At 55.3% G+C, this 26,580-nt stretch carries 24 protein-coding genes and 1 pseudogene; 14 read left to right on the top strand and 11 right to left on the bottom strand.

Features of this window, described 5'->3' with window-relative positions:
• Window positions 1-52: 52 nt before the first annotated feature.
• The 6 genes from fabI to sapA all read right to left on the bottom strand — a co-directional run bounded on the left by fabI (window position 53) and on the right by sapA (window position 6,448).
• Window positions 53-844, bottom strand: coding sequence for an enoyl-ACP reductase FabI (gene fabI, locus HEP82_RS05045; RefSeq protein WP_012765327.1), 792 nt, complete (start codon window positions 842-844; stop codon window positions 53-55).
• A gap of 241 nt (window positions 845-1,085) precedes the next feature.
• On the bottom strand, window positions 1,086-1,901 hold the full coding sequence (gene sapF / locus HEP82_RS05040) for a putrescine export ABC transporter ATP-binding protein SapF (protein WP_192457079.1): 816 nt from the start codon (window positions 1,899-1,901) through the stop codon (window positions 1,086-1,088).
• The gene (gene sapD / locus HEP82_RS05035) at window positions 1,901-2,893 is read right to left on the bottom strand and encodes a putrescine export ABC transporter ATP-binding protein SapD (RefSeq protein ID WP_012765329.1); all 993 of its coding nucleotides are present in this window, start codon (window positions 2,891-2,893) and stop codon (window positions 1,901-1,903) included. Before sapD ends, sapF begins: the two co-directional genes overlap by 1 nt.
• A gap of 15 nt (window positions 2,894-2,908) precedes the next feature.
• Window positions 2,909-3,799, bottom strand: a complete 891-nt coding sequence (sapC, locus tag HEP82_RS05030) for a putrescine export ABC transporter permease SapC (RefSeq protein ID WP_192457078.1) — start codon at window positions 3,797-3,799, stop codon at window positions 2,909-2,911.
• On the bottom strand, window positions 3,786-4,751 hold the full coding sequence (gene sapB / locus HEP82_RS05025; RefSeq protein ID WP_192457077.1) for a putrescine export ABC transporter permease SapB: 966 nt from the start codon (window positions 4,749-4,751) through the stop codon (window positions 3,786-3,788). The genes sapC and sapB overlap by 14 nt, the downstream gene beginning before the upstream one ends.
• A complete protein-coding gene (gene sapA, locus HEP82_RS05020; protein ID WP_192457076.1) occupies window positions 4,748-6,448 on the bottom strand; it encodes an ABC transporter substrate-binding protein SapA in 1,701 nt (566 codons plus the stop codon). The genes sapB and sapA overlap by 4 nt, the downstream gene beginning before the upstream one ends.
• 349 nt (window positions 6,449-6,797) lie before the next feature.
• Between sapA and HEP82_RS05015 the strand changes: the two genes are divergently transcribed.
• Window positions 6,798-8,354 carry a methyl-accepting chemotaxis protein gene (locus tag HEP82_RS05015; protein ID WP_192457075.1) on the top strand — a complete coding sequence of 519 codons (1,557 nt, stop codon included), beginning with the start codon at window positions 6,798-6,800 and terminating at the stop codon, window positions 8,352-8,354.
• Window positions 8,355-8,578: 224 nt separating this feature from the next.
• A complete protein-coding gene (gene zigA / locus HEP82_RS05010) occupies window positions 8,579-9,769 on the top strand; it encodes a zinc metallochaperone GTPase ZigA (RefSeq protein WP_192457074.1) in 1,191 nt (396 codons plus the stop codon).
• Window positions 9,770-9,833: 64 nt separating this feature from the next.
• On the opposite strand, the gene pspF is transcribed toward zigA, so the two are convergent.
• Window positions 9,834-10,829 (bottom strand): phage shock protein operon transcriptional activator, encoded by a 996-nt coding sequence (pspF, locus tag HEP82_RS05005; protein ID WP_192457073.1) that lies wholly within the window; start codon window positions 10,827-10,829, stop codon window positions 9,834-9,836.
• A gap of 216 nt (window positions 10,830-11,045) precedes the next feature.
• Between pspF and pspA the strand changes: the two genes are divergently transcribed.
• The 8 genes from pspA (at window position 11,046) to tyrR (ending at window position 18,733) form a co-directional block, all read left to right on the top strand.
• Complete coding sequence (pspA, locus tag HEP82_RS05000) at window positions 11,046-11,711, top strand: phage shock protein PspA (protein ID WP_192457072.1); 666 nt, start codon at window positions 11,046-11,048, stop codon at window positions 11,709-11,711.
• A 63-nt stretch (window positions 11,712-11,774) separates the two neighbouring features.
• Window positions 11,775-12,005: an envelope stress response membrane protein PspB gene (pspB, locus tag HEP82_RS04995; RefSeq protein ID WP_192457071.1), complete on the top strand. Its 231-nt coding sequence runs from the start codon at window positions 11,775-11,777 to the stop codon at window positions 12,003-12,005.
• Complete coding sequence (gene pspC, locus HEP82_RS04990) at window positions 12,005-12,358, top strand: envelope stress response membrane protein PspC (protein WP_192457070.1); 354 nt, start codon at window positions 12,005-12,007, stop codon at window positions 12,356-12,358. The genes pspB and pspC overlap by 1 nt, the downstream gene beginning before the upstream one ends.
• Window positions 12,359-12,591: 233 nt before the next feature.
• The gene (locus tag HEP82_RS04985; RefSeq protein WP_192457069.1) at window positions 12,592-14,001 is read left to right on the top strand and encodes a YcjX family GTP-binding protein; all 1,410 of its coding nucleotides are present in this window, start codon (window positions 12,592-12,594) and stop codon (window positions 13,999-14,001) included.
• Window positions 13,998-15,056, top strand: a complete 1,059-nt coding sequence (locus HEP82_RS04980) for a TIGR01620 family protein (RefSeq protein WP_192457068.1) — start codon at window positions 13,998-14,000, stop codon at window positions 15,054-15,056. The genes HEP82_RS04985 and HEP82_RS04980 overlap by 4 nt, the downstream gene beginning before the upstream one ends.
• Window positions 15,056-15,184 (top strand): hypothetical protein, encoded by a 129-nt coding sequence (locus HEP82_RS20095; RefSeq protein ID WP_269150410.1) that lies wholly within the window; start codon window positions 15,056-15,058, stop codon window positions 15,182-15,184. Before HEP82_RS04980 ends, HEP82_RS20095 begins: the two co-directional genes overlap by 1 nt.
• A gap of 294 nt (window positions 15,185-15,478) precedes the next feature.
• Window positions 15,479-17,023: a M20/M25/M40 family metallo-hydrolase gene (locus tag HEP82_RS04975; protein ID WP_192457067.1), complete on the top strand. Its 1,545-nt coding sequence runs from the start codon at window positions 15,479-15,481 to the stop codon at window positions 17,021-17,023.
• A gap of 141 nt (window positions 17,024-17,164) precedes the next feature.
• The gene (tyrR, locus tag HEP82_RS04970; protein WP_192457066.1) at window positions 17,165-18,733 is read left to right on the top strand and encodes a transcriptional regulator TyrR; all 1,569 of its coding nucleotides are present in this window, start codon (window positions 17,165-17,167) and stop codon (window positions 18,731-18,733) included.
• Between the two features lie 18 nt (window positions 18,734-18,751).
• Here the strand turns inward: tyrR and HEP82_RS04965 are convergent, their stop codons facing one another.
• Both HEP82_RS04965 and HEP82_RS04960 read right to left on the bottom strand, forming a co-directional pair.
• Window positions 18,752-19,297 carry a GNAT family N-acetyltransferase gene (locus HEP82_RS04965; RefSeq protein WP_192457065.1) on the bottom strand — a complete coding sequence of 182 codons (546 nt, stop codon included), beginning with the start codon at window positions 19,295-19,297 and terminating at the stop codon, window positions 18,752-18,754.
• 161 nt (window positions 19,298-19,458) lie between these two features.
• The gene (locus HEP82_RS04960) at window positions 19,459-20,349 is read right to left on the bottom strand and encodes a helix-turn-helix transcriptional regulator (RefSeq protein WP_192457064.1); all 891 of its coding nucleotides are present in this window, start codon (window positions 20,347-20,349) and stop codon (window positions 19,459-19,461) included.
• A gap of 112 nt (window positions 20,350-20,461) precedes the next feature.
• Here HEP82_RS04960 and HEP82_RS04955 point away from each other — a divergent pair, with 112 nt between their 5' ends.
• Complete coding sequence (locus tag HEP82_RS04955; protein ID WP_192457063.1) at window positions 20,462-21,907, top strand: MFS transporter; 1,446 nt, start codon at window positions 20,462-20,464, stop codon at window positions 21,905-21,907.
• Between the two features lie 220 nt (window positions 21,908-22,127).
• Here the strand turns inward: HEP82_RS04955 and tpx are convergent, their stop codons facing one another.
• Complete coding sequence (tpx, locus tag HEP82_RS04950; RefSeq protein ID WP_192457062.1) at window positions 22,128-22,631, bottom strand: thiol peroxidase; 504 nt, start codon at window positions 22,629-22,631, stop codon at window positions 22,128-22,130.
• A 36-nt stretch (window positions 22,632-22,667) separates the two neighbouring features.
• Complete coding sequence (gene mpaA / locus HEP82_RS04945) at window positions 22,668-23,417, bottom strand: murein tripeptide amidase MpaA (protein WP_192457061.1); 750 nt, start codon at window positions 23,415-23,417, stop codon at window positions 22,668-22,670.
• A 399-nt stretch (window positions 23,418-23,816) separates the two neighbouring features.
• Between mpaA and HEP82_RS04940 the strand changes: the two genes are divergently transcribed.
• From HEP82_RS04940 to HEP82_RS04935, 3 genes and pseudogenes are all read left to right on the top strand, one after another.
• Window positions 23,817-25,433, top strand: a complete 1,617-nt coding sequence (locus tag HEP82_RS04940) for a peptide ABC transporter substrate-binding protein (RefSeq protein WP_192457060.1) — start codon at window positions 23,817-23,819, stop codon at window positions 25,431-25,433.
• A 116-nt stretch (window positions 25,434-25,549) separates the two neighbouring features.
• The gene (locus HEP82_RS20285; RefSeq protein WP_420873513.1) at window positions 25,550-25,750 is read left to right on the top strand and encodes an ECs_2282 family putative zinc-binding protein; all 201 of its coding nucleotides are present in this window, start codon (window positions 25,550-25,552) and stop codon (window positions 25,748-25,750) included.
• Window positions 25,751-25,932: 182 nt separating this feature from the next.
• Window positions 25,933-26,306: pseudogene (locus HEP82_RS04935) on the top strand (transposase); the annotation flags it as partial.
• Window positions 26,307-26,580: the final 274 nt, after the last annotated feature.

Raw genomic sequence — 26,580 nt, 5'->3', positions numbered from 1 at the left:
GACAGCGGAGAGGAAAACGCAGACGAGCCAAGCGACTCGTCTGCCGATGAGATTATTCGCCCAGTTCCAGCTCGTTCATCGCGGCGATGTTGAAACCGCCGTCAACGTGCAGGATTTCACCGGAAATGCCGCCCGCCAGGTTAGAACTCAAAAACGCGACCGCATTACCCACATCTTCAATGGTGACAACACGGCGGATGGGTGTCACTGCTTCACAATGTGACAGCATTTTCTTGAAGTTCTTGATGCCGGAAGCCGCCAGAGTACGGATCGGGCCGGCGGAAACTGCGTTGACGCGAATACCGTCGCGGCCCATGGCGTTAGCCATATAGCGCACGTTGGCTTCCAGAGAGGCTTTGGCCAGGCCCATAACGTTGTAGTTAGGAATGGCGCGTTCAGCACCCAGATAAGACAGCGTAACCAGCGCCGAATTGGGGTTCAGCAGTTTACGCGCGGCTTTGGCCATGGCAACGAAGCTGTAGGAGCTGATGTCGTGAGCGACGGCGAAACCTTCGCGAGTCACAGCATCAACATAATCGCCGTCCAACTGATCGCCCGGCGCGTAAGCAATGGAGTGAATGAAACCGTCAAAATTCGGCCATACTTTGACCAGTTCAGCGAACAGCGCGTCGATGCTGGCATCTTCCGCAACATCACACGGCAGAACGATGCTGGAATCAAATTCTTTGGCAAACTCTTCAACACGCGACTTCAGTTTGTCGTTCTGATAAGTAAACGCCAGTTCGGCGCCTTCGCGATGCATTGCTTGTGCGATGCCGTATGCAATGGAGCGGTTGCTGGCGACGCCCGTTACCAGAATGCGCTTACCGTTAAGAAAACCCATGGCAGTATCCTTGTGATCATTGTTGCTGTGGTCATCATCAGAAAAATAACCCGTTATTGATGACCGACGTGAATAAACGCGGCGATTCTACCATGTATGGTACAAAAAGGTGTACTCCGAGCAGTCCGCGCCGCGTTGCGGCTACAAGAATTGCCTGATATTTCAAATGGATTGTCACTGGACGGAGGAATGATTTCCGCGCTGTCGGGGTAAATCCGGGCCCTGACGCAGGGCCCGCGGTTCAGGAGAGGCCGCCGTCGCGCCGCCAGGCATCTGCGCTTAGCGCTTCGCCGAAGTGGCTGGCGATAAGACGCTTAGTCAGATCGTGGAGCGGGGAGGCGAGGACGTCGGCAGTGCTGCCGCGCTCGACTACCTCGCCGGCCTGCATGACCAGAATCTGATCGCTGATATGCTTCATCATGCCCAGATGTTGGGTCACATAGATGTAGGAGATCCCCTGTTTTTCCTGCAATTCCAGCATCAGGTTGATGATCTGGGAACGCATGGACATATCCAGCGACGCCAGCGCTTCGTCGGCGATGATCACCTTGGGCCGTAGGATCAGCGCCCGCGCCAGCCCGACGCGCTGGAGCTGGCCCGGCGCCAGCGCATGCGGGTAGTAGACGGCGTGATCCGGCCGCAATCCTACCTGACGCAGCGCCAGATAGATGGCTTTTTCCCGTTCTTGCGGCGTCATTTGGGTATTCAGTCGCAGCGGCAGTTCAAGCAGTTGGCCGATGCGCTGACGCGGATTCAGTGCGTTGGCGCTATCCTGAAAAATCATACGGATACGCTGGCTGCGGTAGTGATAATCGCCGTAATGCAAAGGCTGATCGTCTATCAACAGTTCACCGGACGTCGGCGGGATCACCCCAGCCAACATTTTGGCCAGCGTCGATTTGCCAGAGCCGTTCTCACCGATAATCGCCAGCGTCTGCCGTTCGCGCAGAGTAAACGTCACCGATTTCACCGCTTCCACATGCTGGCGCCGGAACCAGCCGGTGCGATAGCGGAAGGTTTTGGTGAGATTACGGACTTCCAGCAGCGTTTCAACCATCAGGATTCCTCCGTGTTGAGCGGGAAGTGGCAGGCGTACCAGTGGTTTTTCACCGGAATGAGTGGTGGCGTATCCATACATTTTTTCTGTGAATAAGGGCAGCGCGGCCCGAGACGGCACCCCACCGGCAAGTGTTCCAGAGAAGGGATAGCGCCCGGCAGCGCGTTCAGACGGCTTTTATGCGGCAGCGAGCGGCCAAAATCCGGCATGGCGCGAATCAACGCCTGGGTATAAGGGTGATGCGGCGCGCCGATCAGCTCTTCGCTGGTCGCGCTTTCCACTGTTTGGCCGCAATACAGCACGTTGATGCGATCCGCCCACTGGCTCATGGTTTGCAGGTCGTGGCTGATCAGCAAAATCGTGGTGTTGTTGTTCTGGTTGAGCCGCGAGAGCAGACGGAAAATCTGCGCCTGAGTGGTGGCTTCCATGGCATTGGTCGGTTCATCGGCGATCAATAGCCGAGGTTGATTGGCCAGCGCGATGGCAATCATGACTTTCTGGCACTCGCCGTCGGTCAGCTCATAAGGGTAGCTGCGCATAATATCCCGGTGATCTTTGATCCCGACGCGATGCAGTAGCTCGATCGCCCGGCGCTTGCGCCAGTTGATGCGCTGCCACCAACGGCCTTTGTAAGTCCAACCGGGAATCGACTGCATTAACTGACGCCCGATACGTGCCGACGGATCGAGACAGGATTGCGGTTCCTGAAAAATCATCGACATATTGTGCCCGACCAGTTTGCGTCGCTCACGCGGCGAAAGTTTCAGCAGATCCACGTCGTCAAAGCGAAAGCGGTCGGCGCTGATGCGCCAGTTTTCTTTGGTGATGCCGCAGATCGCCTTGGCGATCAGGCTTTTACCTGAGCCTGATTCACCCACCAGACCGCGTATCTCGCCTTCGCTTAGGCTGATGCTGACGCGATCCACCGCCTTGACCGAACCTTCTGCGGTAAGGAATTCGATGGTCAGATTACGAATTTCCAGTAAAGGCATAGCTATTTTTCACCACTATTGGGTTTGGGCGAGCAGGGCGCGGCGAATGCCGTCTCCCAACAAGTTGACTATCAATACGCTAAGCGCAATGGCCGCACCGGGCAGCATGACGGTCCAGGGCGCGGCGTAAACCAGCTCCAGCGAGTTACCTAACAGCGCGCCCCATTCGGTGGTGGGCAATTGGGCTCCCAGATTGAGGAAGCCTAGCGCAGCGATATCCAGAATGGCCACCGACAGCGCCCGGGTGCACTCGGATGCCAGCAACGGCAGGATATTCGGCAACACGGCATACCAGATGATATAGCGCGTAGAAGCGCCATCCAGTCGGGCGGCGATCACATACTCTTTTTCCAGCTCGTCGTGGGCTGCGGTATAGATCGTGCGCACCATGCGCGGCAGCAGCGCCAGCCATACTGCTAACATGGCGTGGAGAAGTTGTGGGCCGATAAAGGCGATCACCACCATTGCCAGCAGCAACGACGGCACGGAGAGCAGGGTGTCGAAAATATGGTTGAGTATGGCAGAGCGCAGGCCGTGGGTGACTCCGGCAATCAGGCCGATAATGACGCCGACCAGCGTGGCGCTGATGGCGACCAGCAGGGCGGAACCGACGGTGGAGGCGGTTCCGCTCAACAGACGACTCAACAGATCGCGCCCCAGATCGTCGGTACCGAGAAAGAAGGACACTTCGCCGTAACGCGACCAGGAAGGGGGTAACAACTGGTAGCCCAGAAATTGCTGGTCTACCGCGTAGGGCGCCAATGTGCTGCCGAACAGGCACAGCGCCATCAGCAGCAGAAACCCGTAGAAACCCAGTAAGGCGATCCGATCCTGATAAAACACACGCCAGGTATCACGCCAGCGGCTGGGTAAATCTTTTTCGCCGTAGATATTATCGGAGTGCATACCATTCCTTATGTTTCAGCGCATTCGCCATGGCGCCCCAGATATCGGACAGCACATTGACGGTAATCACCAGCGCACCCACCACCATAACGCCCGCGGACATGGCGGCGAAATCCTGCTGGCGGGTGGCGTTAACTAACCAGCGGCCGATACCGGGCCAACTGAACACCACTTCGGTAATCATCGCCAGCGTCAACATGGTGGAAAACTGCAGCCCCAACTGTGGAATGATCGGCGGCAGCGCATTGTGCAGCAAGTGACGGCGGATGACGGTCATGCGCGACAAGCCGCGGGTAATCGCCGCCTTAATGTAGTTTTTGGTGCCGATTTCGATGGTGCTGGTACGCATCAGACGAATGACTTCGGTCATGGGGCCGACAGACAATACCAGCACCGGCAGAATCAGGTGACGCAAAGCGCTCAGTAGCATCTCGTCACGATAGGGCGATGGGGAGAGCCAGGCATCGATCAACGCAAACCCGGTGACGGTCTGGACTTCGTACAGTAAATCAAAGCGCCCGGAAACCGGCAGCCAGCCGAGATAGAGCGAGAAGAACAGGGTCAACAGCAGCGCCAGCCAGAAGACTGGTAGTGAAAAGCCAAGCAGGGACAGGCTGCTGATCAGCCGATCTTGTGGTTTTTTGTACATTACACCCGCCATGATGCCGAGCGGGATACCGACGATCATCGATACGGCGAACGCCAGAATACAGAGCTCTAGCGTGGCGGGCAGCACTTCACGTAATTGCTCGCGGATCGGCTGGCCGTTGATGGCGGAGATGCCGAAGTTACCCTGCAACAGGCTGGTGAAGTAGAAGTGATAAGCATCCGTCAGGGAGGCGCCGCTGAGCGGCGCATGCGGCGTGTAATACATCAGGCTGAAACCGATCAGCGACAGCAGAAACAGCGTCACCACCAGCAGTAGCAGACGACGAAGGGTGAAGATAATCACGGTTGTTCTCCTTCAGACGTTTTTTCCGCCGACGGTTCCGTCTGCTGGGCGCCCGGGTTTTTCTGGTGGTCATCATCCCGATATACCCCCGCGAACGAGGCATTACCGAACGGGCTCAGCACCAGGCCTCTCATGTCGTAACGGTAGGCCTGCATGCGCAAAGAGGACGCCAGCGGCAGTACCGGCAGTTGTTCAGATAAGATGTGGTTCGCGCTTTTATAGTGTTCTATGCGGCGCGACAGTTGCTGTGAAGAGAGCGCGTCCTGCAAGACTTGATCGAAACCGGGATCGCACCAGTGGGCATAGTTGGTTTGCGAACGGATGGCCGCACAACTGAGTAACGGCCGGAACACGCTGTCCGGGTCGTTGCTGTCGGTGGCCCAGCCAGCCAGCGTCAGGTCGTGGTTCATCTCCATCAATCGGGCTTCCTGAAAACGGCCCTCCACCGGAACGACGGTGACGTTGATGCCCACCTGCGCCAGATCCGCCTGAATCAGTTCGGCGGTTTTGACCGGGCTGGGGTTATAAGACTGCGAACCGCTCGGCACCCACAGTTGCAGTTGCAGGTTATGGATACCCAGCTCTTTCAACTGCTGGCGCGCTTTTTCCGGGTTGTATTCGGTCACGCGCGCTTCATTATCAAATGCCCACGACGCACGCGGCAGGATCGACGATGCGGTTTCCGCCGTACCGTAGTAAATCGACTGCATCAGGCGAACGTTATTGATAGCCAGCGCGATGGCGTGGCGAACGCGGGAATCGTCCAGCGGCGGTTTTCGAACGTTGAACGCCAGATAGGCGACGTTCATCCCCGAACGCAGCGACAGGCGCAGACGCGGATCGTTACGCAGTATGGAAAGCTGGCTGGCCGCGGGGTAAGCCAGCACATCGCATTCGCCGGTCAATAATTTGGAAAGACGGCCGGTTCCGCCGGAGCCGAGGTCGATGACCACCTGCTCCATTCGGGGTTGGCCGCGCCAGTAATCATCGTTACGCTTAAGCCGGACATACTGGCCGTAACGGTATTCATCAAGACGATACGGGCCAGTGCCCACCGGTTGACGGTCGATCTGCTCCCGACGGTCGATCTGGGTCAGCTGGTGGGCGTATTCCGCAGAGAGTATCGGGGCGTAGTGGGTGGCCAGGTGCCATAAAAACGAAGCGTCCGGGCTGTTCAGCCGGATTTCGACGCTGTATTCCCCCAGTTTACGGATGCTTTGCACGCTGTCGGCTAACTGCAGACTGTCAAAATAGGGATATTCGCCGCCGTTGATATCGTGGAACGGGTGTTTTTTATCCAGCATGCGCTGAAAGCTGAACAGCACATCGTCCGCATTCATCATCCGGGTTGGGGTGAACCACTGCGTCTGCTGGAAAGGGACATCACGCCGCAGCGTGAAACGGTAGGTTGAGCCATTATCGGCGACCTCCCAGCGTTGCGCCAGCTCTGGCACCAGCCGGTAGGTGTAGGGATCGACGCCCAGCAGACGGTCATACATCTGTGCGGCCAACGTGTCCACCATCAGGCCGCTGCGCGCCATTTGCGGGTTAAAGGTATTCAGCACGTCGTTAACGCAATACACGAAGCCGCTGTGGCGGATATCTTCCGGCGGCGTCGGGCCGGGTTGCGGCGTTTGCGCTAAAGCGGGTAATGCCAGCGCCATGAGCGCCAATGCGAAAAAGTGTTTTCCGGACATACGGGCATTTTCAGACAAGATGCAATTAACCAGAGTGTACAGCACTCTGCCATTCCACCCAATTTCTTGCAGTTATCTGTCGCTTTTTTCATCACTCTGATGCGATAGGCAGCAATTTACGGCCGGTATATCGCCAGGTCGGTCTTTTTTTCTCACGGTATTCAGGAAATGTGCACCGGCAGCGGCGGGAATACAGCGGTATGGTCTTTATCATAATTTATTCGAATATGACAATAATAAGCGCTATTTTGTCCCTTTTTGTTCGAAAACGATCATAAATGTGATATTTAATATTTTACATTAATTTTTGTTAAGTTTCACATCAAGTTGTATCAGGGAGTGAATATCAATGACACTACGCAGACGTATTGCACTGTTGTGTGCCGCCACGATGCTGGGTTTGATCGCATTGTCGGCGGTGGCGTTGAACACGTTGTATCAATCGATGATGAAGGAGCGCACCGGGCAGTTGTCCACATTGGTGGTGCTGGCCCAGGCGGCGGCGCAGAAATTCTACGATCTTGAAAAGGCCGGGCAACTATCATCCGAGCAGGCGCAGGCGGAAGCCCGGCGCGCTATCGGCAGTTTTCACCTCAATGATCGCTACTTCTTTGTGCGTGGTTACAGCAACGATGTGAACTATGTGCATCCCAATCCGAAACGGGTCGGCATTGTTGACGCCAACGGCGGCAAGGAGGCGGGGGTGCGCTATCGCACTGCGCTGGAGGGCAACGCCATCGGCACCGTGATGGCGAAGGGCACTCGCCCCGGCGCAACACAGGAGGTTGAAAAGCTGTATGCCGTGGTCAAATTTCAACCTTGGGACTGGATCATCGGGTATGGTGACTATATCGACGATATCCAGCAGGCATTTTGGCGTAACGCTGTGATTTTGCTGTCGATCGGTGGTGCGCTGCTGTTGGTGGTGTCGGCGCTGGCCTGGGCTATGATGCGCACATTGTTGCGCCAACTGGGGGGCGAGCCGCAGTACGCTGTGGATGTGGTCAGGCAGATTGCGGAGGGGAATCTGGTGGTGGAGGTGAAAACCCATCCTAATGATCACCACAGTATTCTGTATGCCATCCGGTTGATGCGCGACAACCTCTCTGCGCTGGTCAGCCAGGTACGCGGCAGTACCAACTCTATCGCCACCGCATCGACCCAGATCGCTTCCGGCAATGAGGATTTGTCATCCCGGACGGAATCTCAGGCCAGTGCCCTGGCGCAGACCGCCGCCGCAATGGAACAGCTGACGGCAACCGTTCAGCAGAATGCTGATAATGCGCGGCATGTCAATCAACTGGCGCACTCGGCGTCGGATGTTGCAACTCGTGGCGGGACAGTGGTGAAACGAGTCGTCGCTACGATGGATTCGATCGATGCCTCGTCACGTAAGATTGTGGATATTATCGGGGTGATCGACAGCATCGCGTTCCAGACCAATATTCTGGCGCTGAATGCCGCCGTAGAAGCAGCGCGTGCTGGTGAAGCCGGGCGCGGATTCGCAGTGGTGGCAAGCGAAGTGCGAACGTTGGCGCAACGTTCCGTATCTGCAGCCAGGGAAATCAAAAATCTGATTGATGACTCGGTATCTCGGGTGGACGAAGGAACCGAGCTGGTCAAACACGCAGGCTCAACCATGGATGAGATTGTCGAAAGCGTCAAACGTGTCACCACGATGGTGGTCGAGATCAGCACCGCCAGTTCGGAGCAAGGGGCGGGGATCACTCAGGTGAATCAGGCGGTGTCTCAGATGGAACAAAGTACCGAGCAGAATGCCGCATTGGTACAGGAGGCGCTGGCGGCGGCGAAATCCCTGAACGATCAGGCACAGGATCTTGCCCGCACCGTCGACCGGTTCCAGGTCGATGACCGGGCGGGGTATCTGTCGGCGGTTGCCCACTAAGGCGCATTCTGCCTGCTCCTGGCCGGATAGGTTTGTCCGGCCGATACGCCTCATCGAACGTTTTCCACCGTATTTCTTCTGGTGCACGTTTTGCACGTGATGGGCTGTCGTGTGTCGTGACTTAAAAATGTTATGTTATAACATATCTCATGTGTTAGCATGCCTGCCGGTTGCGATCGTGCTTCATGGTCGCAGTGCGATAATTTCTGAGCAGGAGCGGGCCTATGCCTCCTTTACCCGTCACGGTGCTGTCCGGTTTTCTGGGCGCAGGCAAAACCACCGTACTTAACCATATTCTGAACAATCGTCAGGGGCGCCGGGTGGCGGTCATCGTCAATGACATGAGCGAAGTGAATATTGACGCTGATCTGGTCAACCATGAGGTCACACTCGATCATCGCCAGGAAAAACTGGTGTCGATGAGCAATGGCTGCATCTGTTGCACTTTGCGTGAAGATTTACTGGTTGCCGTGCGCGAACTGGCGCAAACCGGTCGTTACGACTATTTGCTGATCGAGTCCAGCGGTATATCCGAACCGCTGCCGGTGGCGGAAACCTTCACCTTTGAAGATGAAAACGGGCAGCGCCTGTCGGATTTCGCCCGATTGGATACGCTGGTGACTGTGGTGGATGGCGTCAATTTTCTGCAGCAATATCAGGAAGCGCAGAGTTTGCAAGAGGCGGGAGAAAGCCTGGGCGAAGATGATGAGCGCAGCGTGTCCGAACTGCTTATCGAACAGATCGAATTCTGTGATGTGTTGTTGGTGAGTAAAACTGATGAAATGGCCGCTGAGCAGCGTAATGAGGTGATGGCGGTTCTGCATAGCTTGAACCCTGAAGCGCGCATTCTGCCGATTGCACACGGTCAGGTTGAACTGGATGAAGTGCTGAATACCGGTCGCTTTAGTTTCGACAAGGCATCGATGGCGCCGGGATGGCTGCGCGAATTACGCGGCGCGCATACCCCGGAAACGGAAAGCTATGGCATCAGCAGTTTTGTGTATCAGGCGCGTCGGCCGTTCGATCCCATGCGGTTCTACCGTTTTCTGGAACAGGCTGATTGGGGCACTGGACGCTTGCTGCGTTCAAAAGGTTTCTTTTGGCTGGCGAGCCGACCGTTTGATGCCGGTTCCTGGCATCAGGCGGGCGGCGTGTTGCGTTATGGTTATGCGGGGCGATTCTGGAAGTCGATTCCGCGCGAGCATTGGCCCCAGGATGAAGCGTCGCGTGAGGCCATAGAGGAAAAATGGCAGGAGCCTTTCGGCGATATGCGCCAGGAAATTGTCTTTATCGGGCAGAATCTGGATCAAAAATGGATTGTCCGCCAGTTGGATGACAGCTTGCTGACGGATGAACAGTTGCTGGCGGGTGTCGACAGCTGGCAGACGTTGGAGGATCCGTTCGAGCCCTGGTGAGGGATGCCGGGCGCTCATCAACGCTGCCGACCCATGGCAGGCCATGCGTAGGGCGTGGCGTGTTTCATTCATCATCACTCATGGCGTGTTTCTTCAACAGGCCGCGGTATTGATGGTAGGTCACACCCAGCAGTTCCGCCGCCTTGCGCTGGTTGAAGCGGCCTTGCTGCAACGCCTGCCGCACCAGTTGTTGTTCCTGGTCGTGCTGCCAGCTGCGTAGATCCAGCGGCAGTGTGGGCAAGGCTGTTGGCGCGGCGCTGGTTTTCGCCTCGAGGGCGGGGAATGCCTGCGGCTGGAACGGGTTGAGGATGATGCGATCCAGCGCCTGCTCGCTGTCGCCGTGACGGTAGACCGAGCGTTCCACTACGTTTTTCAACTCGCGAATGTTGCCGGGCCAATGGTAGCTGAGCAAAATGTGTTCGGCATTGGGGGTAAAACCGGGAAACAGCGGCAGCCGCAATTCACGACACATCTGGACGGCGAAATGCTGTGCGAGCAGCATGATGTCTTGCTGACGCGCCCGCAGCGGCGGCAGGTGCACCACGTCAAATGCCAGCCGGTCAAGCAGATCGGCGCGGAACTTGCCCGCCGCCGCCAGAGCCGGCAGATCCTCGTTGGTGGCACAGACCAGACGCACATCCACCTGTAGCGGTTGGCTGCCGCCCACTCGCTCCAGCATACCGTATTCGATCACCCGCAACAGTTTTTCCTGCACCAGCATCGGCGCGGTCGCCAGTTCGTCAAGGAACAGCGTACCGCCGTCCGCACGCTCAAATCGCCCCAAATGACGCCGTTGTGCGCCGGTGAACGCGCCGGCTTCATGACCGAATAGCTCTGAATCCAGCAGATTTTCGTTCAGCGCGGCGCAGTTGAGGGATATGAACGCACCTTGCCAGCGAGCGGAGAGATAATGCAGGCGACTGGCGATCAGCTCCTTGCCGGTACCGCGTTCGCCAATCACCAGAACCGGTTTGTTAAGCGGCGCCAGCTGGGAGACCTGTTCCAGTACCTCCAAAAAGCGATTGGCTTCACCCAGCAGGGATTCATTGTCGTGAGTCATGTGGCTACCTTGTATTTTTCACTAATTATTGGCGATTTTTACTATCATAGAATGTTGAGCGGTGAAGGCAAAAAATAAAAATCATTTTATATCAATGCATTATTGTTTTATGAAAATTGGCACAATACTTGATAAAGACTACCTGTCATCAGGCAATGGCCGATGGAGATTACGAACCGGGCGTCGTAGACGCCGGAAATCAATGAGGAGTTGAGTATGGGTATTTTTTCCCGTTTTGCCGACATTGTGAACGCCAATATCAATGCCCTGCTGGATAAAGCGGAAGATCCGCAGAAGCTGGTGCGGTTGATGATTCAGGAAATGGAAGACACGCTGGTGGAAGTGCGCTCCACGTCTGCGCGGGCGTTGGCGGAAAAGAAACAGTTGTCCCGCCGGATTGAGCAGGCCCGCGAACAGCAGAGCGAATGGCAGGAAAAGGCGGAACTGGCATTGCGTAAAGATCGTGAAGATCTGGCGCGTTCGGCGTTGATTGAAAAACAGAAGCTGGCGGAGTTGATTGCGGTACTGGAGCAGGAGGCGACGACGACCGAAGAGACGCTGGAACGGATGAAGCGTGAAATCGGCGAGCTGGAAAACAAGCTGACTGAAACCCGAGCCCGCCAGCAGGCGCTCACGTTGCGTCATCAGGCGGCCAGTTCATCAAGAGATATTCGTCGCCAGTTGGACAGCGGTAAACTGGATGAAGCCATGGCGCGTTTCGAGCAGTTCGAACGCCGTATCGACACGCTGGAAGCCGAGGCGGAGAGCGTAGGGTTAGGCAAACAGAAATCATTGGATCAACAGTTTGCCGAACTGAAGGTGAATGACGAGATCGACGCGCAACTGGCGGCGCTTAAAGCCAAGGTCAAACCGGCGGAGTAACCGCGATAGGCTGCCGTCCAGGCGGCAGCCAGGCCGCATCATCATAATAATGAAGGAGAAAAAATGGGCGCTCTGGTACTGACAATGATCCCGCTGACGGTATTTCTGCTGTTTGTGGCGCCGCTGTGGCTATGGCTGCATTACAGCCAACGTCGTCGCGCCACGCCGCAGTGGGATCAACATGAGCGGCAGCGGCTCGTCAGATTGACGGAAGACGCACAGCATATGCGCGAGCGTATTGAAGCGCTGGAACAAATTCTGGATGCAGAACATCCTAACTGGAGGCAATCCTGATGACCGACAACAAATTATACCTGGTGCCGGAAGAAGGTATGATCAAAGGCGTATGCGCCGGGTTGGCGCGTTATTTTGATGTGCCGGTAAAACTGGTGAGGCTGATCGCGGTACTGTCTGTTTTCTTCGGCCTGTTTTTGATTACCGCGCTGGCCTATATCATTCTTAGCTTCGTCCTGAACCCGTTGCCTAAGGACGCGGATCGTGCATCAGCGGCGACGGAAGCATCGCCTAATCAATTGCTGGATGACGCTGATGCAATACTGAGCGCCAGCGAGCAGCGATTACGCCAGATTGAGCGTTACATTACATCCGACACCTTTGGGGTTCGCAGCAAATTCCGCCAGTTATAGCCGAATCGTTCGGTGAGCCGTCGACGGAGCGGGCGGCTGTCCGCTTGCTTCCGTCATCTCCGATGCGGATGCATGCCTCATCCTGACACCGCCGTTATTGTTTTGCGTACCGGCGATATGCGCGGAACATCATCCCGCGCATTTTTTCTTTTCAGCGACAACACGCCATAATGAAGCGAGACGACGAACGGCAATGAGTCGTGGCGCGGGTAGAATAAAAAACAGGAGTATCAGTGGGTTATCCTCTCAATCGCTTACAGGGCGAACTCAACGCGCTGGTCAACCGCAGCGTCGATCGCCATGTACGGCTGGCGGTGACGGGGTTGAGCCGTAGCGGTAAAACCGCTTTTATCACTTCGCTGGTCAATCAATTGCTCAATGTGCACAACGGCGCCCGCTTGCCCTTGTTTTCCGCGGCGCGAGAACACCGGTTGTTAGGTGTGCGGCGTATTCCCCAGCGTGATTTGGGCATTCCGCGCTTTGCTTACGACGAGGCGATCTCTGCGCTGTATAGCGTTCCCCCGGCCTGGCCGTCGCCGACGCGCGGTGTGAGCGAAATCCGTTTGATGATGCGTTACCGGTCGCAGGACAGTCTGTTGCGTCACTTCCGCGATACATCGACGCTTTATCTGGAGATCGTCGATTATCCAGGAGAATGGTTGTTGGATTTACCGCTGCTGGAACAGACCTATGTCGAATGGTCGCGCCAGATGCAAGATATGTTGCAGGGTGAGCGGCGAGTCTGGGCGCAGCCCTGGCTGAATCTTTGTCAGTCGCTCGACCCGCTGGCGCCGGCGGACGAAAACCAACTGGCGGATATCTCACAGGCCTATACCGCTTACCTGTGGCGCTGCAAGCAGGAAGGGCTGCATTTCATTCAGCCGGGGCGTTTTGTGCTGCCCGGCGATTTGGCCGATGCGCCGGTGCTGCAGTTTTTCCCCTGGCCGCAGCGGGACGAACGGCTGGACGCGCTGATGGCGCAGGCGGATGCCGGCAGTACGTTCGGTATGTTGCGCCGCCGGTTTGACCACTATTGCCAGCATGTGGTGCGGGCGTTTTACCGTCAGCATTTCGTCCGTTTCGATCGCCAAATCGTGCTGGTGGATTGCCTTCAGCCGCTGAATAGCGGGGTTCAGGCTTTCAATGATATGCGCCTGGCGCTGGCGCAACTGATGCGCAGTTTTCATTACGGTAAACGGACATTGCTCCGGCGGTTGTTTTCACCCTGTATCGATCGGCTGATGTTTGCCGCCACCAAGTCGGACCACATCACCACCGATCAGCAGGCCAATCTGGTGTCGCTATTGCAGCAACTGGTGCAGGAGGCCTGGCAAAATGCGGCATTCGAGGGAATCGACATGTCCTGCACAGGGATTGCTTCGGTTCAGGCGACCCGTAACGGCACGGTTGAGCATCAGGGGCAGGCATTGCCGGCGTTACGCGGGCACCGGTTAGCGGATGGTCAGCCCATGACTGTTTATCCCGGCGATGTGCCGCCGCGTCTGCCGGAGCCAGATTTCTGGCAAACGCAGGGGTTTAATTTTGACGCCTTCAGGCCGCTGGAGATGCCGCTGGACGCACCGTTGCCGCATATCCGACTGGATTCGGCGCTGGAGTTCCTGTTGGGAGATAAATTGCGATGAACGACCTTCTAAAACCCCGTATTCACTTTGATGATGAGCCGGCGACTGCCGTCGGGGGCGACAGGTTGCGGCCGTCGGTCGATTTTACCGATGCGCCCGGACGGGAATTTGTGCCGGTTGCTTTGGGCGATGAGAACGAGCTGGACGAGTTGGAAAACGCCGAGCAGGAGCAGGTCGTCAGTGCGGCGTTGTCTCCGAAACGCAGTCTCTGGCGACGTATGCTGGTGGCGGGGATGGCGCTGTTCGGCATCAGTGCGCTGGCGCAGGGAGGGCAATCGTTGTATCACGCCTGGCTGAATCAGGACTGGATCGCGCTGGGGGGCATGGCCGCCGGTACCTTGATCGTCGGAGCCGGCGTTGGTTCGCTGGCGGTAGAGTGGCGTCGGCTGTACCGGTTGCGGCAGCGCGCGCAAACCCGTGATCAGGCGCAGGCGCTGCTCGACGGACATCGTGTCGGCAATGGGCGGGCGTTCTGTGAACAGCTAGCGCGACAGGCAGGGCTGGGGATGGGGCACCCGGCGATGCAGCGCTGGCTGGCGTCGCTGCATGAGAGCCAGAACGACCGCGAGGTGGTTGTTCTCTATGCAAAACTGGTGCAACCGGCGTTGGACGCCCGCGCTCGTCGCGAAATCAGTCATTGCGCCGCCGAAGCCGCGTTGATCGTGGCGGTGAGCCCGCTGGCGTTGGTGGATATGGCGTTTATCGCTTGGCGTAACCTGCGGCTGGTGAATCGTATCGCCAGGTTGTATGGCATTGAGCTGGGATATTTCAGCCGTATTCGTCTGTTCAAGCTGGTGCTGTTGAATGTGGCATTTGCCGGCGCCAGCGAGTTAGTGCGGGAGATCGGCATGGACTGGATGTCACAGGATCTGACGGCCCGTCTGTCAGCGAGGGCGGCACAAGGGTTGGGAGTCGGGTTGTTGACGGCGCGGCTGGGTATTCGGGCGATGGCCCTGTGTCGGCCGCTGCCCTGGCTGGACGATAAGCCCCGCCTGGGCGACTTTCGCCGCGAACTGCTGGCGCATATTCGTGAGAAAAGCCGGGCAGGATCATAATGCCTATTCCATCCTTCCACATTGCCGGGGCGCCTGCTCCGGTTTCGCTCGCCGCCAGGTTGTACTGCGTTGATGATGGCTTCCCGGCGCGTTGGTCTAACGATGATTTCCTGAACGTGGTTCTCTGAACGTGGTTCTCTGAACGTGGTTTTCTGACCATGGTTTTCTGACATAGTGCAAAGAAAAAAAACCAGTCTTGACCGACTCTTAACCCATGCGCTGTTGTTATACCGCACATGTTATACGCACATAACGCCTGCCGGCTCTACATCGCCGTGATGGCAGGACGACAGCGTACCGAACTGTCAGGTTTGGCGTCCGACGGCCGATACTGTTCTGGTGTGTCTTTTCCTCTGGCTGGAAGGAGATAGGCTGTGCATTATTGTGGCAAAACTATAATCGCGGGCGTATTGGGCGCCCTGATGTTGAATTTTTCTGTCCACGCGCAGTGGATTATGTCGCCGGCGGAAGCCCAGCGCTATGCGCAAGGGAGTTTCCCCGACTATCTTGACTCGTTAACGCTCAGCAATGACTCCGAAGTGTCGTCTGATATCCAGCGCAATCTGAGTTGGATGGATACCGCCTTCAAAAAACGGGGGTTTACCACCTACACCATTCCCAATGGCGCGCATCCCATGCTGTATGCCGAGTGGGGAACCATGCAGGCAAGCCGTAAGACTGTATTATTTCTATTGCATTTTGACGGTCCTTCGGTCACGGCTTCCGAGTGGAGCAGTGAACCCTTCAAACCCACACTGAAATACAAAGATAACCGTAACGTCTGGCAGCCGATGCCTAACGAGCGGCTGATGCAATCGGCGATCGACCCTGAATGGCGGGTATTTGCCCGTTCTTCCTCGGACGGCAAAGGGGTGATCAGTATGTTTCTGGCGGCGATTGACGCATTGAAAGGCAACGGTGCGCCGCCGACGGTAAATATCAAGGTATTGCTGGATTCGGAAGAAGAGCGGGGCTCGCCCCATCTGATGTCGGTCGTGACGCAGAATGCCGCCCGGTTGAAAAACGACGGCGTGGTGGTGTTCAACGGCGCCATGACGAGCAATGACAAACCATTGATAACACTGGGGTATCGTGGATCAATTCAGGTGGATATGACGGTGTTTGGCCCGGATCCGGCGGCGCACAGCGGCGCATTCGGCAATATCGTCATCAATCCGGCGCAGCAGTTGGCTACTTTGTTGGCGGGGTTGAAGGATGCCGATGGCCGGGTCACGCTGCCCGGTTTTTATGATCGAGTGAAGCTGAGCGACGAAGAGCGCCAACTCATGGTGAAACAGGCTCCGCCTAAAGGGGCGATTGAAAACCGCTATGGGGTAACGCAATTGGACAAGGTGGCCGCCAACCCGGTGGAAGCGGTACAGTATCCCTCGCTGGATATTATCGGGTTGAAGTCCGGCGATACCGGACGAAAAGCCATTTACGCGATTCCATCTACCGCCACTGCTAGCCTCAATATCCGTACTGTGCCGGAGACCTCGCCGGATTATCTCTACGATCTGCTAAAACGCTATGTACTCGCCAAAGGGTTTTATCTAACCCGTTCTGACGCCCCCTCGCTGCAAGAGCGCAACCACAATCCGAAGTTGATTGCTATGAATATGCTGACGGCGGGTGGCAGCTCCTACGCAGTCCGCACACAGTTGGGTGCGCCGCTGGCGAAGTGGGTGAGTGAGGGGTTGACGGCGACGCGCAAGGTTGAGCCCGACAAAAACCGCATGCTGGGTGTCTCGCCGCCGATCAATGGCGCGCTGGCGCAACTGAAAAGCGCATTCGCTGTGGTGCCGTTGGTGAATGCCGACAACAATGCGGCCAGCTATGATGAGAACTTGCGTGTCGGTAACTATCTGGAAGGTGTGCGCACCCTGGTATCTCTGCTGACCACGCCATTTCCAGAGGATGAGCCCGAGCCGCCGCGCCAGTCTGCCCAATCGACCAAAATGCGCTGAGCGACAATCCATCAATTAATGACATGGGTGTCAACTTTTGCTGACACCCCACTTCATCCTGTGCGGATGTCAGGGTATGATTCGGCTTTCCGTTGTGTGAAGCACACCCAACTCCGCCGCCCGCTGAAAAAGGTTTTGTTGATGCGTCTGGAAGTGTTTTGTCAGGACCGGCTTGGTCTAACTCGTGAATTGCTGGATCTACTGGTACTGCGCCATATTGATTTGCGTGGTATTGAGATTGACCCTGTCGGCCGAATCTACCTGAATTTCGCGACGCTGCATTTTGAGGAGTTCAGCGCGCTGATGGCGGAAATTCGCCGTATTCCGGGCGTTAGCGATGTCCGCACCATCGCCTTTATGCCGTCGGAGCGTGAGCATCGGGCGCTCAGTGCGCTGCTGGAGTCGATGCCCGAGCCGGTGTTATCGGTGGATCTGAAAGGCAAGCTGGAACTGGTCAACGCCGCCGCGCTGACATTGTTCGAGTTGACACGGGATAAGGCCCGGGCCATGACGCTGGGGCAGCTGGTGAATGGCTACGCAATATCCCAGTGGCAGGAACGGGGCGGCAGGCCTGAAACGGTGCGGGTAGTGATTCGCGGCCAGGATTTTTTGCTGGAGGTGACGCCAGTACACCTGGAAGACGACAACGGTAAACTGACGACGGCCGGCGCGCTGGTGATGTTGCGATCAGCGGTACGCATGGGGAGACAACTGCAGGATACGCCAGTTCATGACGACCGGGAGTTCGAGCATGTAGTGGCGGTAAGCCCGCGCATGCGTCAGGTGGTGGAACAGGCGCGCAAACTGGCGATGTTGGATGCGCCGTTGCTGCTGATTGGCGAAACTGGCACGGGCAAGGATATGTTGGCTCGAGCCTGCCATCTACGTAGCAGCCGGGGTAAGAAGCCCTTTTTGGCGCTGAACTGTGCGTCGCTGCCGGATGATGTGATGGAAAGCGAACTTTACGGCTATGCGCCAGGCGCTTACCCCAATGCGCTGGAAGGTAAGAAAGGGTTTTTCGAACAGGCTAACGGTGGTTCGGTGCTGCTGGATGAAGTGGGCGAGATGTCGCCCCAGATGCAGACTAAATTGCTGCGGTTTCTCAACGACGGCACGTTCCGGCGTGTGGGGGAAGAGCATGAGGTTCACGTTGATGTTCGTGTGATCTGCGCTACCCAGAAAAATCTGCAGGAGTTGGTGCAACGCGGGCTGTTTCGTGAGGATTTGTTCTATCGTCTGAATGTGTTGACGATCAATTTGCCGCCCTTGCGCGAGTGTCCGATGGACGTCATGCCGTTGGTGGAATTGTTTGTTGCCCGTTTCGCCGACGAGCAGGGCATTGTGCATCCCCGTATCGCGCCGGAGGTACGCGCTTTGTTACCGCAGTATGGTTGGCCGGGCAATGTGCGCCAGTTAAAAAATACTCTCTATCGTGCGTTGGCTCAGTTGGAAGGCCAGGAACTGCGTCTGGCGGATATCGACCTGCCTGCATTCCAGCATGACGTTGTCCACAGTGACGAGGTACTGGAAGGGTCGCTGGATGATATCAATAAACGATTTGAACGTTCGGTGTTGACCCGGCTGTATCAAACTTACCCCAGCACCCGCAAACTGGCGAAACGGCTGGGGGTTTCTCATACCGCTATCGCCAATAAATTGCGTGAATACGGTCTCAGCGGGCGTAAAAGCGTCGGCGATGAAGATGAGTGACGCCGCGTGAGGTTGCTGTCAGCGGATGATATCGCCCGGCACTAACGAATACATGGCGGCATCGATCGGCCCGTGGCGCAGGATGATGCGGTTTCTGGCGATGCCTTCAAAGTGGGCGCCGACCTTTTCCGCCACCCGACGGCTGGGGTGGTTGTGTTCTCCCGCAAAGATCTCCAGCCGCGTCAGCGACAATTCATCAAACCCAAATGCGGCAATGGCGCGCACCGCTTCCGGCATATAGCCATGTCCTTGAGCCGACTGCCGTATCCAGTAGCCAATATTCCCCATCCGATAAGCCCTATTGATGGCATTGATGGAAACCGTACCGAGCAGATGCCCCGATGCTCGGTCAGTAACGGCGAAATCAAAGGCATCGCCGCTCTGTCGTTGTTGCGCTGAAAGTGTGATCCAGCAGGAGGCGTCCTGCAGGCTGTAATCCGGCGACCACCAGACCAGCCAACGGCCGATCGTGTCGGCTGACTCCAAAATCGCCCGTTGGGATTCCTGAACATCATCCGAGGTATAAGGGCGTAGTAACAGGCGCGGCGTAGTCAGTTCAGTCATAGAGTCCTCACAGTCTGGTGGCGATAAAAAGAGAAAAATCCATTCTGTTAACAAAATAACTCACCGTTGCCCTCTGGCAAAAAACACGCGCATCGTTGATGGGACGGCATATTGTTATCAATGCTTCGGTTAACCGGGTAAGTGTCAGAGTGTATTACCTATTACGTTGGCAGAGGATACTGGGCCAATTGTTCCAGCCGCTGGTTGTCCTGCGGGCTGGCCGGCATATACACCAGCATGCGATCACCATTACTGGAGGCTGTCCACCAGTTGGTCTGCCGTAAGGCGATAATCCCCAGCACTGGGTGGCGGAAGCGTTTTTCACGATCATCCACGCCCTGAATGTCATGACGCTGGTGCCATAACTGACGGAACTCTTCCGACTCGCTGAGAAAACGCTGGAGTTGGGCTTCCCATAGCGGATCACCGCTGTGTTCCGCCATGCGAGCCCGGAACATGGCTACGATATTCGGCAGAAACTCGTGCAGATCGACCAAACATTCCCGCCAGCCGGGGTGAGTAAAAGCCAGCAAAATGCAGTTGCGATCCTCGTGGGGGAGCTGTGCCAGATTGATATTCATCAGACGGCACCAGGCCTGATTGAAACCGAGAATGCTAAAGCGTGCGTTGACGATGACAGCCGGAAAAGGGTTGAGTTGATCGAGAATTCGTTGCCCGTCAGCGCTGATTTTTTCACAACTGGCGCGTGCTGCGGGCGAGAAGGGCAACCCTGCCAGCATAAACAGATGACGGGTTTCATCCTGATTGAATTGCAGCGCGTTGGCGATGGCGGCAAGCGTTTTAGCGGAGGTGCGGATTTCCCGACCCTGTTCCAGCCAGGTGTACCAGGTTATGCCTACATCAGCCAGTAACGCGACATCCTCACGGCGCAGACCCGGTGTTCGTCGTTTGCGCGGCGAGGGCAACCCCAGCCGCTGCGGATCCAGGCTTTCGCGACGCGAGCGCAGAAAGATGCCGAGTTGTTTGCGGTTATCCTGTAACACGAGTGACGGATGCGATTCAGAGGCGGGTACCGACACAGTCATGATCATAAGATTATTCTCCAGGCAGGTAGTATTTATACCAGGATAAACAGGAACTGGTACCCGGTTATGATTCGAGTAATGCTAGTTGCGTCTAGTCATTAACACAACGGATATCATCATGAAACAGGCTTCTATGCCACCTGCGCTCAGCAGTATCGGATTGATACTGCTACTTACCGGACAACTATTGCCGATGATTGATTTTTCGATCGTCAACGTAGCGCTGGAGTCTATCGCTCATTCTCTTCATGCCAGCCCGGCAGAGCTGGAACTGGTGGTATCGGTTTACGGCGTCGCTTTTGCCGTTTCATTGGCGATGGGCGGGCGTTTGGGCGATAACTTGGGGCGCGGTCGGTTGTTTCTGTTTGGTGTGGCGCTGTTTGGCGTAGCGTCATTATTCTGTGGTATTGCCTGGCATATCGGCGTGCTGCTGCTGGCGCGGGCGTTGCAGGGGTTTAGCGCCGCGATGGTGGTGCCGCAGATCCTGGCGACGATCCATGTTTGCCTGAGAGGGCGCGACCACGCGCGGGCATTGGGGTTATACAGCGCTATCGGTGGTATCGCATTTGTCGTGGGGCAGGTATTGGGTGGTTGGTTGATTCAATTGGATGTTGTCGGATTCGGTTGGCGCAGCGTGTTTTTGGTCAATCTGCCGCTTTGTTTGCTGGTTTTGCTGTTTGCTCCCGGTCGTCTACCGGATACGCGAGGAGAAAAACCGGTTGCGCTGGATATATCGGGAACCACATTACTTTCTATCGCGCTGGCTTTTTTGTTGTTTCCGCTAGCGCTTGGGCCAATCTGGCATTGGAACTGGCTGTGTCTGGCGGCGTTGCTGCTGTCACTGTTGGCGTTTATTCTGCTGCGTTGGGTTGAGCTTCGGCAACCGTCGCCGCTGTTGCCGCCACCCCTGTTCAAACTACCGGGTATTCGCTTCGGTCTATTGCTGGCGTTGCTGTTTTTTTCCAGTTGGAGCGGTTTTATGTTTGCGGTGGCATACACGCTGCAATCCGGTGCTGGGTTCTCACCATTGCAATCAGGCAACAGTTTTATCGGGCTGGGATTATCCTATTTTGTCGCATCGCTGTTGAGCGGGCGTATCGCTGCCCGAATCGGGCATATCCGTTCGTTGTTAATGGGATGTGCTATCCAGATGGTTGGGCTGGTGTTACTGATGGCGACGCTGGCATGGCGTTGGCCGATTACGATAATGCTGATTTTACCCTCCACGATGATGATTGGTTTTGGGCAGGCGTTTATCGTCAGCAGTTTTTATCGCATCGGCTTATCTGATGTGCCGCTGCCATTGGCCGGTGCGGGTAGCGCGTTGTTGTCGACAATACAGCAGACCTCTCTGGGGCTGGGGCCCATTCTGCTGGGAAGTGTTCTGGTTCAGGCTTTGCACGGCAACGGCGGCAATTTTGCGCGGGCGTTGATCGTTGCGCTGGTTGCAGAATGGGGGCTGATGTTGGTGTTGGTCGCATGTGCATTGCGGGTGAAATACCGCGAAGCGCGTGTTTCTCCGGCTGGAGGTGTGAGCGCGGTGAGTGAACGGAAAGGGTGCTGATAAAAAGGGGTAATAGATAAGGCGGGGTACTACACCCAATGCTGGGAACCGGCGCCGGTCGATTCGGCAGCAACAACAACAACAACAAAGGGACGACTGAAGAGACGGTTGGTGGAGTGGCCCACCGACGTTTCCTGTGGGAAGACGCTTGAACTGGGTGGTAGCGGGTCTACTAATGTTTGGGAATTCCCCGGAGCTATAGCTCCGGGGAGATGATGGATTACTTCAGTACCGCCAATGCGGCATCGTAGTCCGGCTCGTTGGTAATTTCATTCACCAACTCGCTATGCAGCACATTGTCATTTTCATCCAATACGACAACGGCTCGGGCTGTCAGTCCTTTCAGTGCGCCTTCGGCAATGGCTACACCGTAGTCTTCCTTGAATACATCGCCGCGCAGGGTAGACAGGACGACAACATTATTCAGACCTTCAGCGCCGCAAAAGCGGGATTGGGCAAACGGCAAGTCTGCCGAAATACACAATACCACGGTGTTGTTCAGTTCAGCGGCCAACTGGTTGAATTTACGAACGGAGGCTGCGCAAACACCGGTATCAATACTGGGGAAAATATTCAGGACTTTGCGTTTACCTGTGTAGTGGCTCAAAGCCACATCAGAAAGGTCTTTGGCAACCAGGGAAAATGCCTTTGCCTTACTTCCTTTTGCTGGGAAAGTCCCCGCAACCGGTACTGGATTGCCTTGAAAATGTACGTTGTTTGACATGTCTGTGTCCTTTATTACAGGTGTTTAACATGTTGATTAGTGTAGGGCAACATTCTCAACATTGGTATAAAAATTGTGGGAGAGCAGTTGCAACAACGGTTCCAGATAATGTTCGTTAGCACTATCGGCGGCGATGACTGGTAGCTCTGCGGTAATGCAATGCAACTGATGTTCCACACACCAGGTACCGAACGAACCGGGCGTGGCGTACCCCACGCTTTCCACTAATGGCAGTTCAAACGCTTTAGACAGCCAACTCCCCAGAGGCGACATCAGTGGATCTTCAATGCAGGCCAGTGGTTCGTGAAACGAGACGATCCACGGCGGCGAAAGCTGTTCTATCAGTTGGCACAATGCGCGGGTTTCCGGTTCGGAACCAGGGCTGTCGCCAGTGGATAGCCTGACGTCGCGATCGGGGGTAACGTCGCTCCAGCGGTATACTGTTCCGTCTGGTTGCCAGTTAGTTGTGGGAAAATTGCGATTAAGATCGACGCCATGCGCATTACACCGGGTACCGAGTTGGCATCCATCCGGATTCACCGCCAGCACGACATGATGATGGCGCAGACCGGGCGCGAGCGTTCGTAATGCGCAAGAAAGCGCGAAAACCGAAGCCGTTTCATCACCATGAGTGCCGGCAAGGATGACTCCACTATGCGGTGTGGATTGCTCTGCGGGAAAGAAGATCAATGGTGCCCCCAGCTGGGAGCGACCGTATACATCGCCGATATGGTGAAAAAATCCCCGCTCTGAGCGTGGCCGTGTTGCAGCGCGTTGTGTTGCCATATACGAAGTCCTGACTGCCATTTTGCCCCATCATAACAAAAAAGCCCTGTGCGTCAGCGTGGTTACACCAGTTTTAGTATGCATGGGAAGGTGTTTCGCATGGGTTTGTAATATGGTGGAACATAGAGGGTGCCATCAGGGAGCGTTATCGCAAAATATAGAGTTCAGCGTTCGGGAGACTGGCTGGATGAACAGATTTACGTCTATTATCACTCACGTTTCTGTAACGATTTTTTCAGTCTGACGCACGACTTAGATCAGAGGATAGCCTGCAGGGGAGCATGGAGGCAGGCAGCCTATTGATAACGTCAGAATGGCAACCGACAGGCCTTTATCGGCCAATTTGTCAATGACTGGTTTTGCCACCGGCATCGGTGTTTTTTTCTGGAAGGATTCATCATGCAATCTCATTATCTCGCATTATCTATGGTGTTGATGGCTGCGTTGACCGGCCCTGCTGTTGCAGCGCAGGTGCCTGTCGGCACTGTGCTGGCAGAACGGCAGGAGATCGTCCGCCATATCAAAGATGAACCAGCCTCATTGGATCCGGTAAAGGCGGTAGGGCTGCCGGAGATTCAGGTTATCCGTGATCTGTTTGAAGGGCTGGTAAATCAGGACGAACACGGCAATCCAATCCCAGGCGTGGCGGAGCGTTGGCAAACCAGCGATAACCGGACTTTCATATTCACACTACGCAACAACGCACGTTGGTCTAACGGTGATCCAGTCACTGCTCGTGATTTTGTGTACAGTTGGCAGCGGTTGGTTGCGCCGGAAAATACCTCCCCCTTCGCCTGGTTCGCTCGACTGGCAGGTATTGTCAATGCGGATGAAATTTTGTCGGGCAAGCTTCCTGCCGATAGACTGGGTGTCGTCGCGTTGGATGATCACACGCTGAAAGTTCAGTTGGTCAGGCCGATACCTTATTTTGTTAATCTGGCTGCCAATTTCAGTCTGTTTCCCGTGCATCAGGCTACGGTGGAAAAATTCGGCAAAGATTGGACCAAACCAGGTAACTTGGTAGGCAACGGCGCGTTTCAGCTGCAGGATCGGGTAGTGAATGAGAAGTTAGAACTGATCCCTAATGCGTATTACTGGGATCATGCCCATACCTTGTTGACCAAAGTGACGTTTGTACCGATCAATCAGGAGTCAAACGCCACGAAGCGCTATCAGGCCGGTGATATCGACATCACCGAGTCTTTTCCGAAGAATCTCTACCAGAAATTACTGAAGGATATGCCCGGCCAGGTATTCACACCGGATCAGCTGGGCACCTATTATTATGCCTTCAATACTCAGCGGGGGCCGACCAGCGATGCCCGAGTGCGTCAGGCACTGTCGTATGCGATCGATCGTCAGATTATCGCGGAAAAAGTGTTGGGGACGGGTGAGAAGCCTGCTTATCGTTTTACACCGGATGTTACTGCCGGTTTTAAACCGGTGCCGATTGTACTGCAGCAGTATTCGCAAGCTGAACTTGACGCGCAAGCTAAGGCGCTGATAACGGCTGCCGGGTACGGGCCATCGAAGCCATTGACATTAACTTTGCTGTACAACATGCAGGAAGTGCACCAGAAGATTGCGATTGCGATCGCTTCCATGTGGAAGAAAAAGCTGGGTGTGGATGTAAAACTGGTTAATCAGGAATGGAAAACCTATATCGATAGCCGGAACAGCGGCAATTTTGATGTGGTGCGGGCGTCCTGGATTGGCGACTACAACGAGCCTTCTACATTTTTGTCATTGTTGACGTCGACGCACAGTGGCAATATTGCCCGTTTCAAAAACCCGGGATATGACCGCCTGATGGAGGAAGCGGCTAATCAGACGGATAAAAAAGCGCTGAACGGTGATTATAATAAAGCAGAACAGGTTATTGCTGAAGAAGTGCCGATTGCGCCTATTTATCAATACACGAATGGGCGACTGATTAAACCCTGGGTAAAAGGATATCCCATTACCAATGCCGAGGATGTGGCATACAGCCATACACTTTATATTCTGAAACATTGATTAATAAATTACAGAATATGCTTGCATTTATCGCATATACTCGCCGAGTTGCGTTCAGAAAAGAAGCTTATCATTAACTATCTATCTAATAGAAATATATAAGAGTTGTTATAAAAATGGGTATTACATTTAACATTTGTTGTCCTGTTTGCGGTAGTGATCAAATCACACGTCCAACCAACTTTGACTTTAATACCAATTTTACTGGTGTCAGTTGCGGGATGTGTGGGCGGCCTATTACTAAAGCGGATGCGATTAAACAGCTTGCGAGTATACGTCCTCGTCATAAAGCGGGAAAACGTCATAAGCGCCGTTAGAATTCCATCTATAACTGAAGCTGATGATGTCTCCGCAGTATTGAGTCGCACGTGCCTTTAGAGTCCAATCACCCACGACAAGGAGATTGGATGTGAATAAGCAATTCACCGAAGCACAGATCAGCGCGAAGCCGGCATGCTAATTGCGGAGCTGTGTCGCAAGCATGCCTTATCATAAGCCAGTTATTACCTCTGGCGCGCCGAGGCGGGATTTACCCGATCGTTGTGGTCAATGGGGAACTATTTACAACCGCTTTAACCGGTGGTCCAAAGCCGGAGTAATGAACAGTATTTTCAATAAATTACTCCAGATCTTGGATGAAAAAGCGCTGATTGACCGGGATGTTATCGCGTTGGATGGCAGTAACGTTTGCGCCGCTGAAAGCGGCGGCCGGTGCGAAAAAACATCCCGATGAATGTGAGGAACCATGGGCTGGGTCACTCTCGCGGCGGCTTTGGCACCAAAATCCATCTGGCGACAAATGGCACAGAATTACCGCGGATGTGTTGTCTGAGCGGCGGACAAGCCCACGAAAGCCGGTATGTGGAAACGTTGTTTTGCGATACAAAAAGAAAACCACCGTACTGCGATACGCTCGGAAAAAAACAGCCAGAAACTATCTGCATATGCTAAAGCTGGGGGGCGATCAGGTTATTTCTGAAGCGGTTGTTAAGTTTTAATGGACACAGCCTAGTCGATTGCGGTTGGTAACCACGGTCGGTCGGCGTGCTTCAGGGCCTATTCTTTAACAAGCTGACGCCTCTGATGACGATATAACCCATACCGTCGGCGTATAGGTTGATACGCACTGAGCCGCAGGGATATCGTT

It is taken from the genome of Musicola keenii (assembly GCF_014855505.1).
GTDB classification, from domain to species: domain Bacteria; phylum Pseudomonadota; class Gammaproteobacteria; order Enterobacterales; family Enterobacteriaceae; genus Musicola; species Musicola paradisiaca.
The sequence above is the reverse complement of the archived record's forward strand: the minus strand, read 5'-3'. Positions and strand labels throughout refer to the sequence as shown.

Bases quoted from the DNA above. Each gene is read 5' to 3' on its own strand.
- fabI (WP_012765327.1), bottom strand. From the start codon at position 844: ATGGGTTTTCTTAACGGTAAGCGCATTCTGGTAACGGGCGTCGCCAGC.
- sapF (WP_192457079.1), bottom strand. From the start codon at position 1,901: ATGGTTGAAACGCTGCTGGAAGTCCGTAATCTCACCAAAACCTTCCGC.
- sapD (WP_012765329.1), bottom strand. From the start codon at position 2,893: ATGCCTTTACTGGAAATTCGTAATCTGACCATCGAATTCCTTACCGCA.
- sapC (WP_192457078.1), bottom strand. From the start codon at position 3,799: ATGCACTCCGATAATATCTACGGCGAAAAAGATTTACCCAGCCGCTGG.
- sapA (WP_192457076.1), bottom strand. From the start codon at position 6,448: ATGTCCGGAAAACACTTTTTCGCATTGGCGCTCATGGCGCTGGCATTA.
- HEP82_RS05015 (WP_192457075.1), top strand. From the start codon at position 6,798: ATGACACTACGCAGACGTATTGCACTGTTGTGTGCCGCCACGATGCTG.
- zigA (WP_192457074.1), top strand. From the start codon at position 8,579: ATGCCTCCTTTACCCGTCACGGTGCTGTCCGGTTTTCTGGGCGCAGGC.
- pspF (WP_192457073.1), bottom strand. From the start codon at position 10,829: ATGACTCACGACAATGAATCCCTGCTGGGTGAAGCCAATCGCTTTTTG.
- pspA (WP_192457072.1), top strand. From the start codon at position 11,046: ATGGGTATTTTTTCCCGTTTTGCCGACATTGTGAACGCCAATATCAAT.
- pspB (WP_192457071.1), top strand. From the start codon at position 11,775: ATGGGCGCTCTGGTACTGACAATGATCCCGCTGACGGTATTTCTGCTG.
- pspC (WP_192457070.1), top strand. From the start codon at position 12,005: ATGACCGACAACAAATTATACCTGGTGCCGGAAGAAGGTATGATCAAA.
- HEP82_RS04980 (WP_192457068.1), top strand. From the start codon at position 13,998: ATGAACGACCTTCTAAAACCCCGTATTCACTTTGATGATGAGCCGGCG.
- HEP82_RS20095 (WP_269150410.1), top strand. From the start codon at position 15,056: ATGCCTATTCCATCCTTCCACATTGCCGGGGCGCCTGCTCCGGTTTCG.
- HEP82_RS04975 (WP_192457067.1), top strand. From the start codon at position 15,479: ATGTTGAATTTTTCTGTCCACGCGCAGTGGATTATGTCGCCGGCGGAA.
- tyrR (WP_192457066.1), top strand. From the start codon at position 17,165: ATGCGTCTGGAAGTGTTTTGTCAGGACCGGCTTGGTCTAACTCGTGAA.
- HEP82_RS04965 (WP_192457065.1), bottom strand. From the start codon at position 19,297: ATGACTGAACTGACTACGCCGCGCCTGTTACTACGCCCTTATACCTCG.
- HEP82_RS04960 (WP_192457064.1), bottom strand. From the start codon at position 20,349: ATGATCATGACTGTGTCGGTACCCGCCTCTGAATCGCATCCGTCACTC.
- HEP82_RS04955 (WP_192457063.1), top strand. From the start codon at position 20,462: ATGAAACAGGCTTCTATGCCACCTGCGCTCAGCAGTATCGGATTGATA.
- tpx (WP_192457062.1), bottom strand. From the start codon at position 22,631: ATGTCAAACAACGTACATTTTCAAGGCAATCCAGTACCGGTTGCGGGG.
- mpaA (WP_192457061.1), bottom strand. From the start codon at position 23,417: ATGGCAACACAACGCGCTGCAACACGGCCACGCTCAGAGCGGGGATTT.
- HEP82_RS04940 (WP_192457060.1), top strand. From the start codon at position 23,817: ATGCAATCTCATTATCTCGCATTATCTATGGTGTTGATGGCTGCGTTG.
- HEP82_RS20285 (WP_420873513.1), top strand. From the start codon at position 25,550: ATGGGTATTACATTTAACATTTGTTGTCCTGTTTGCGGTAGTGATCAA.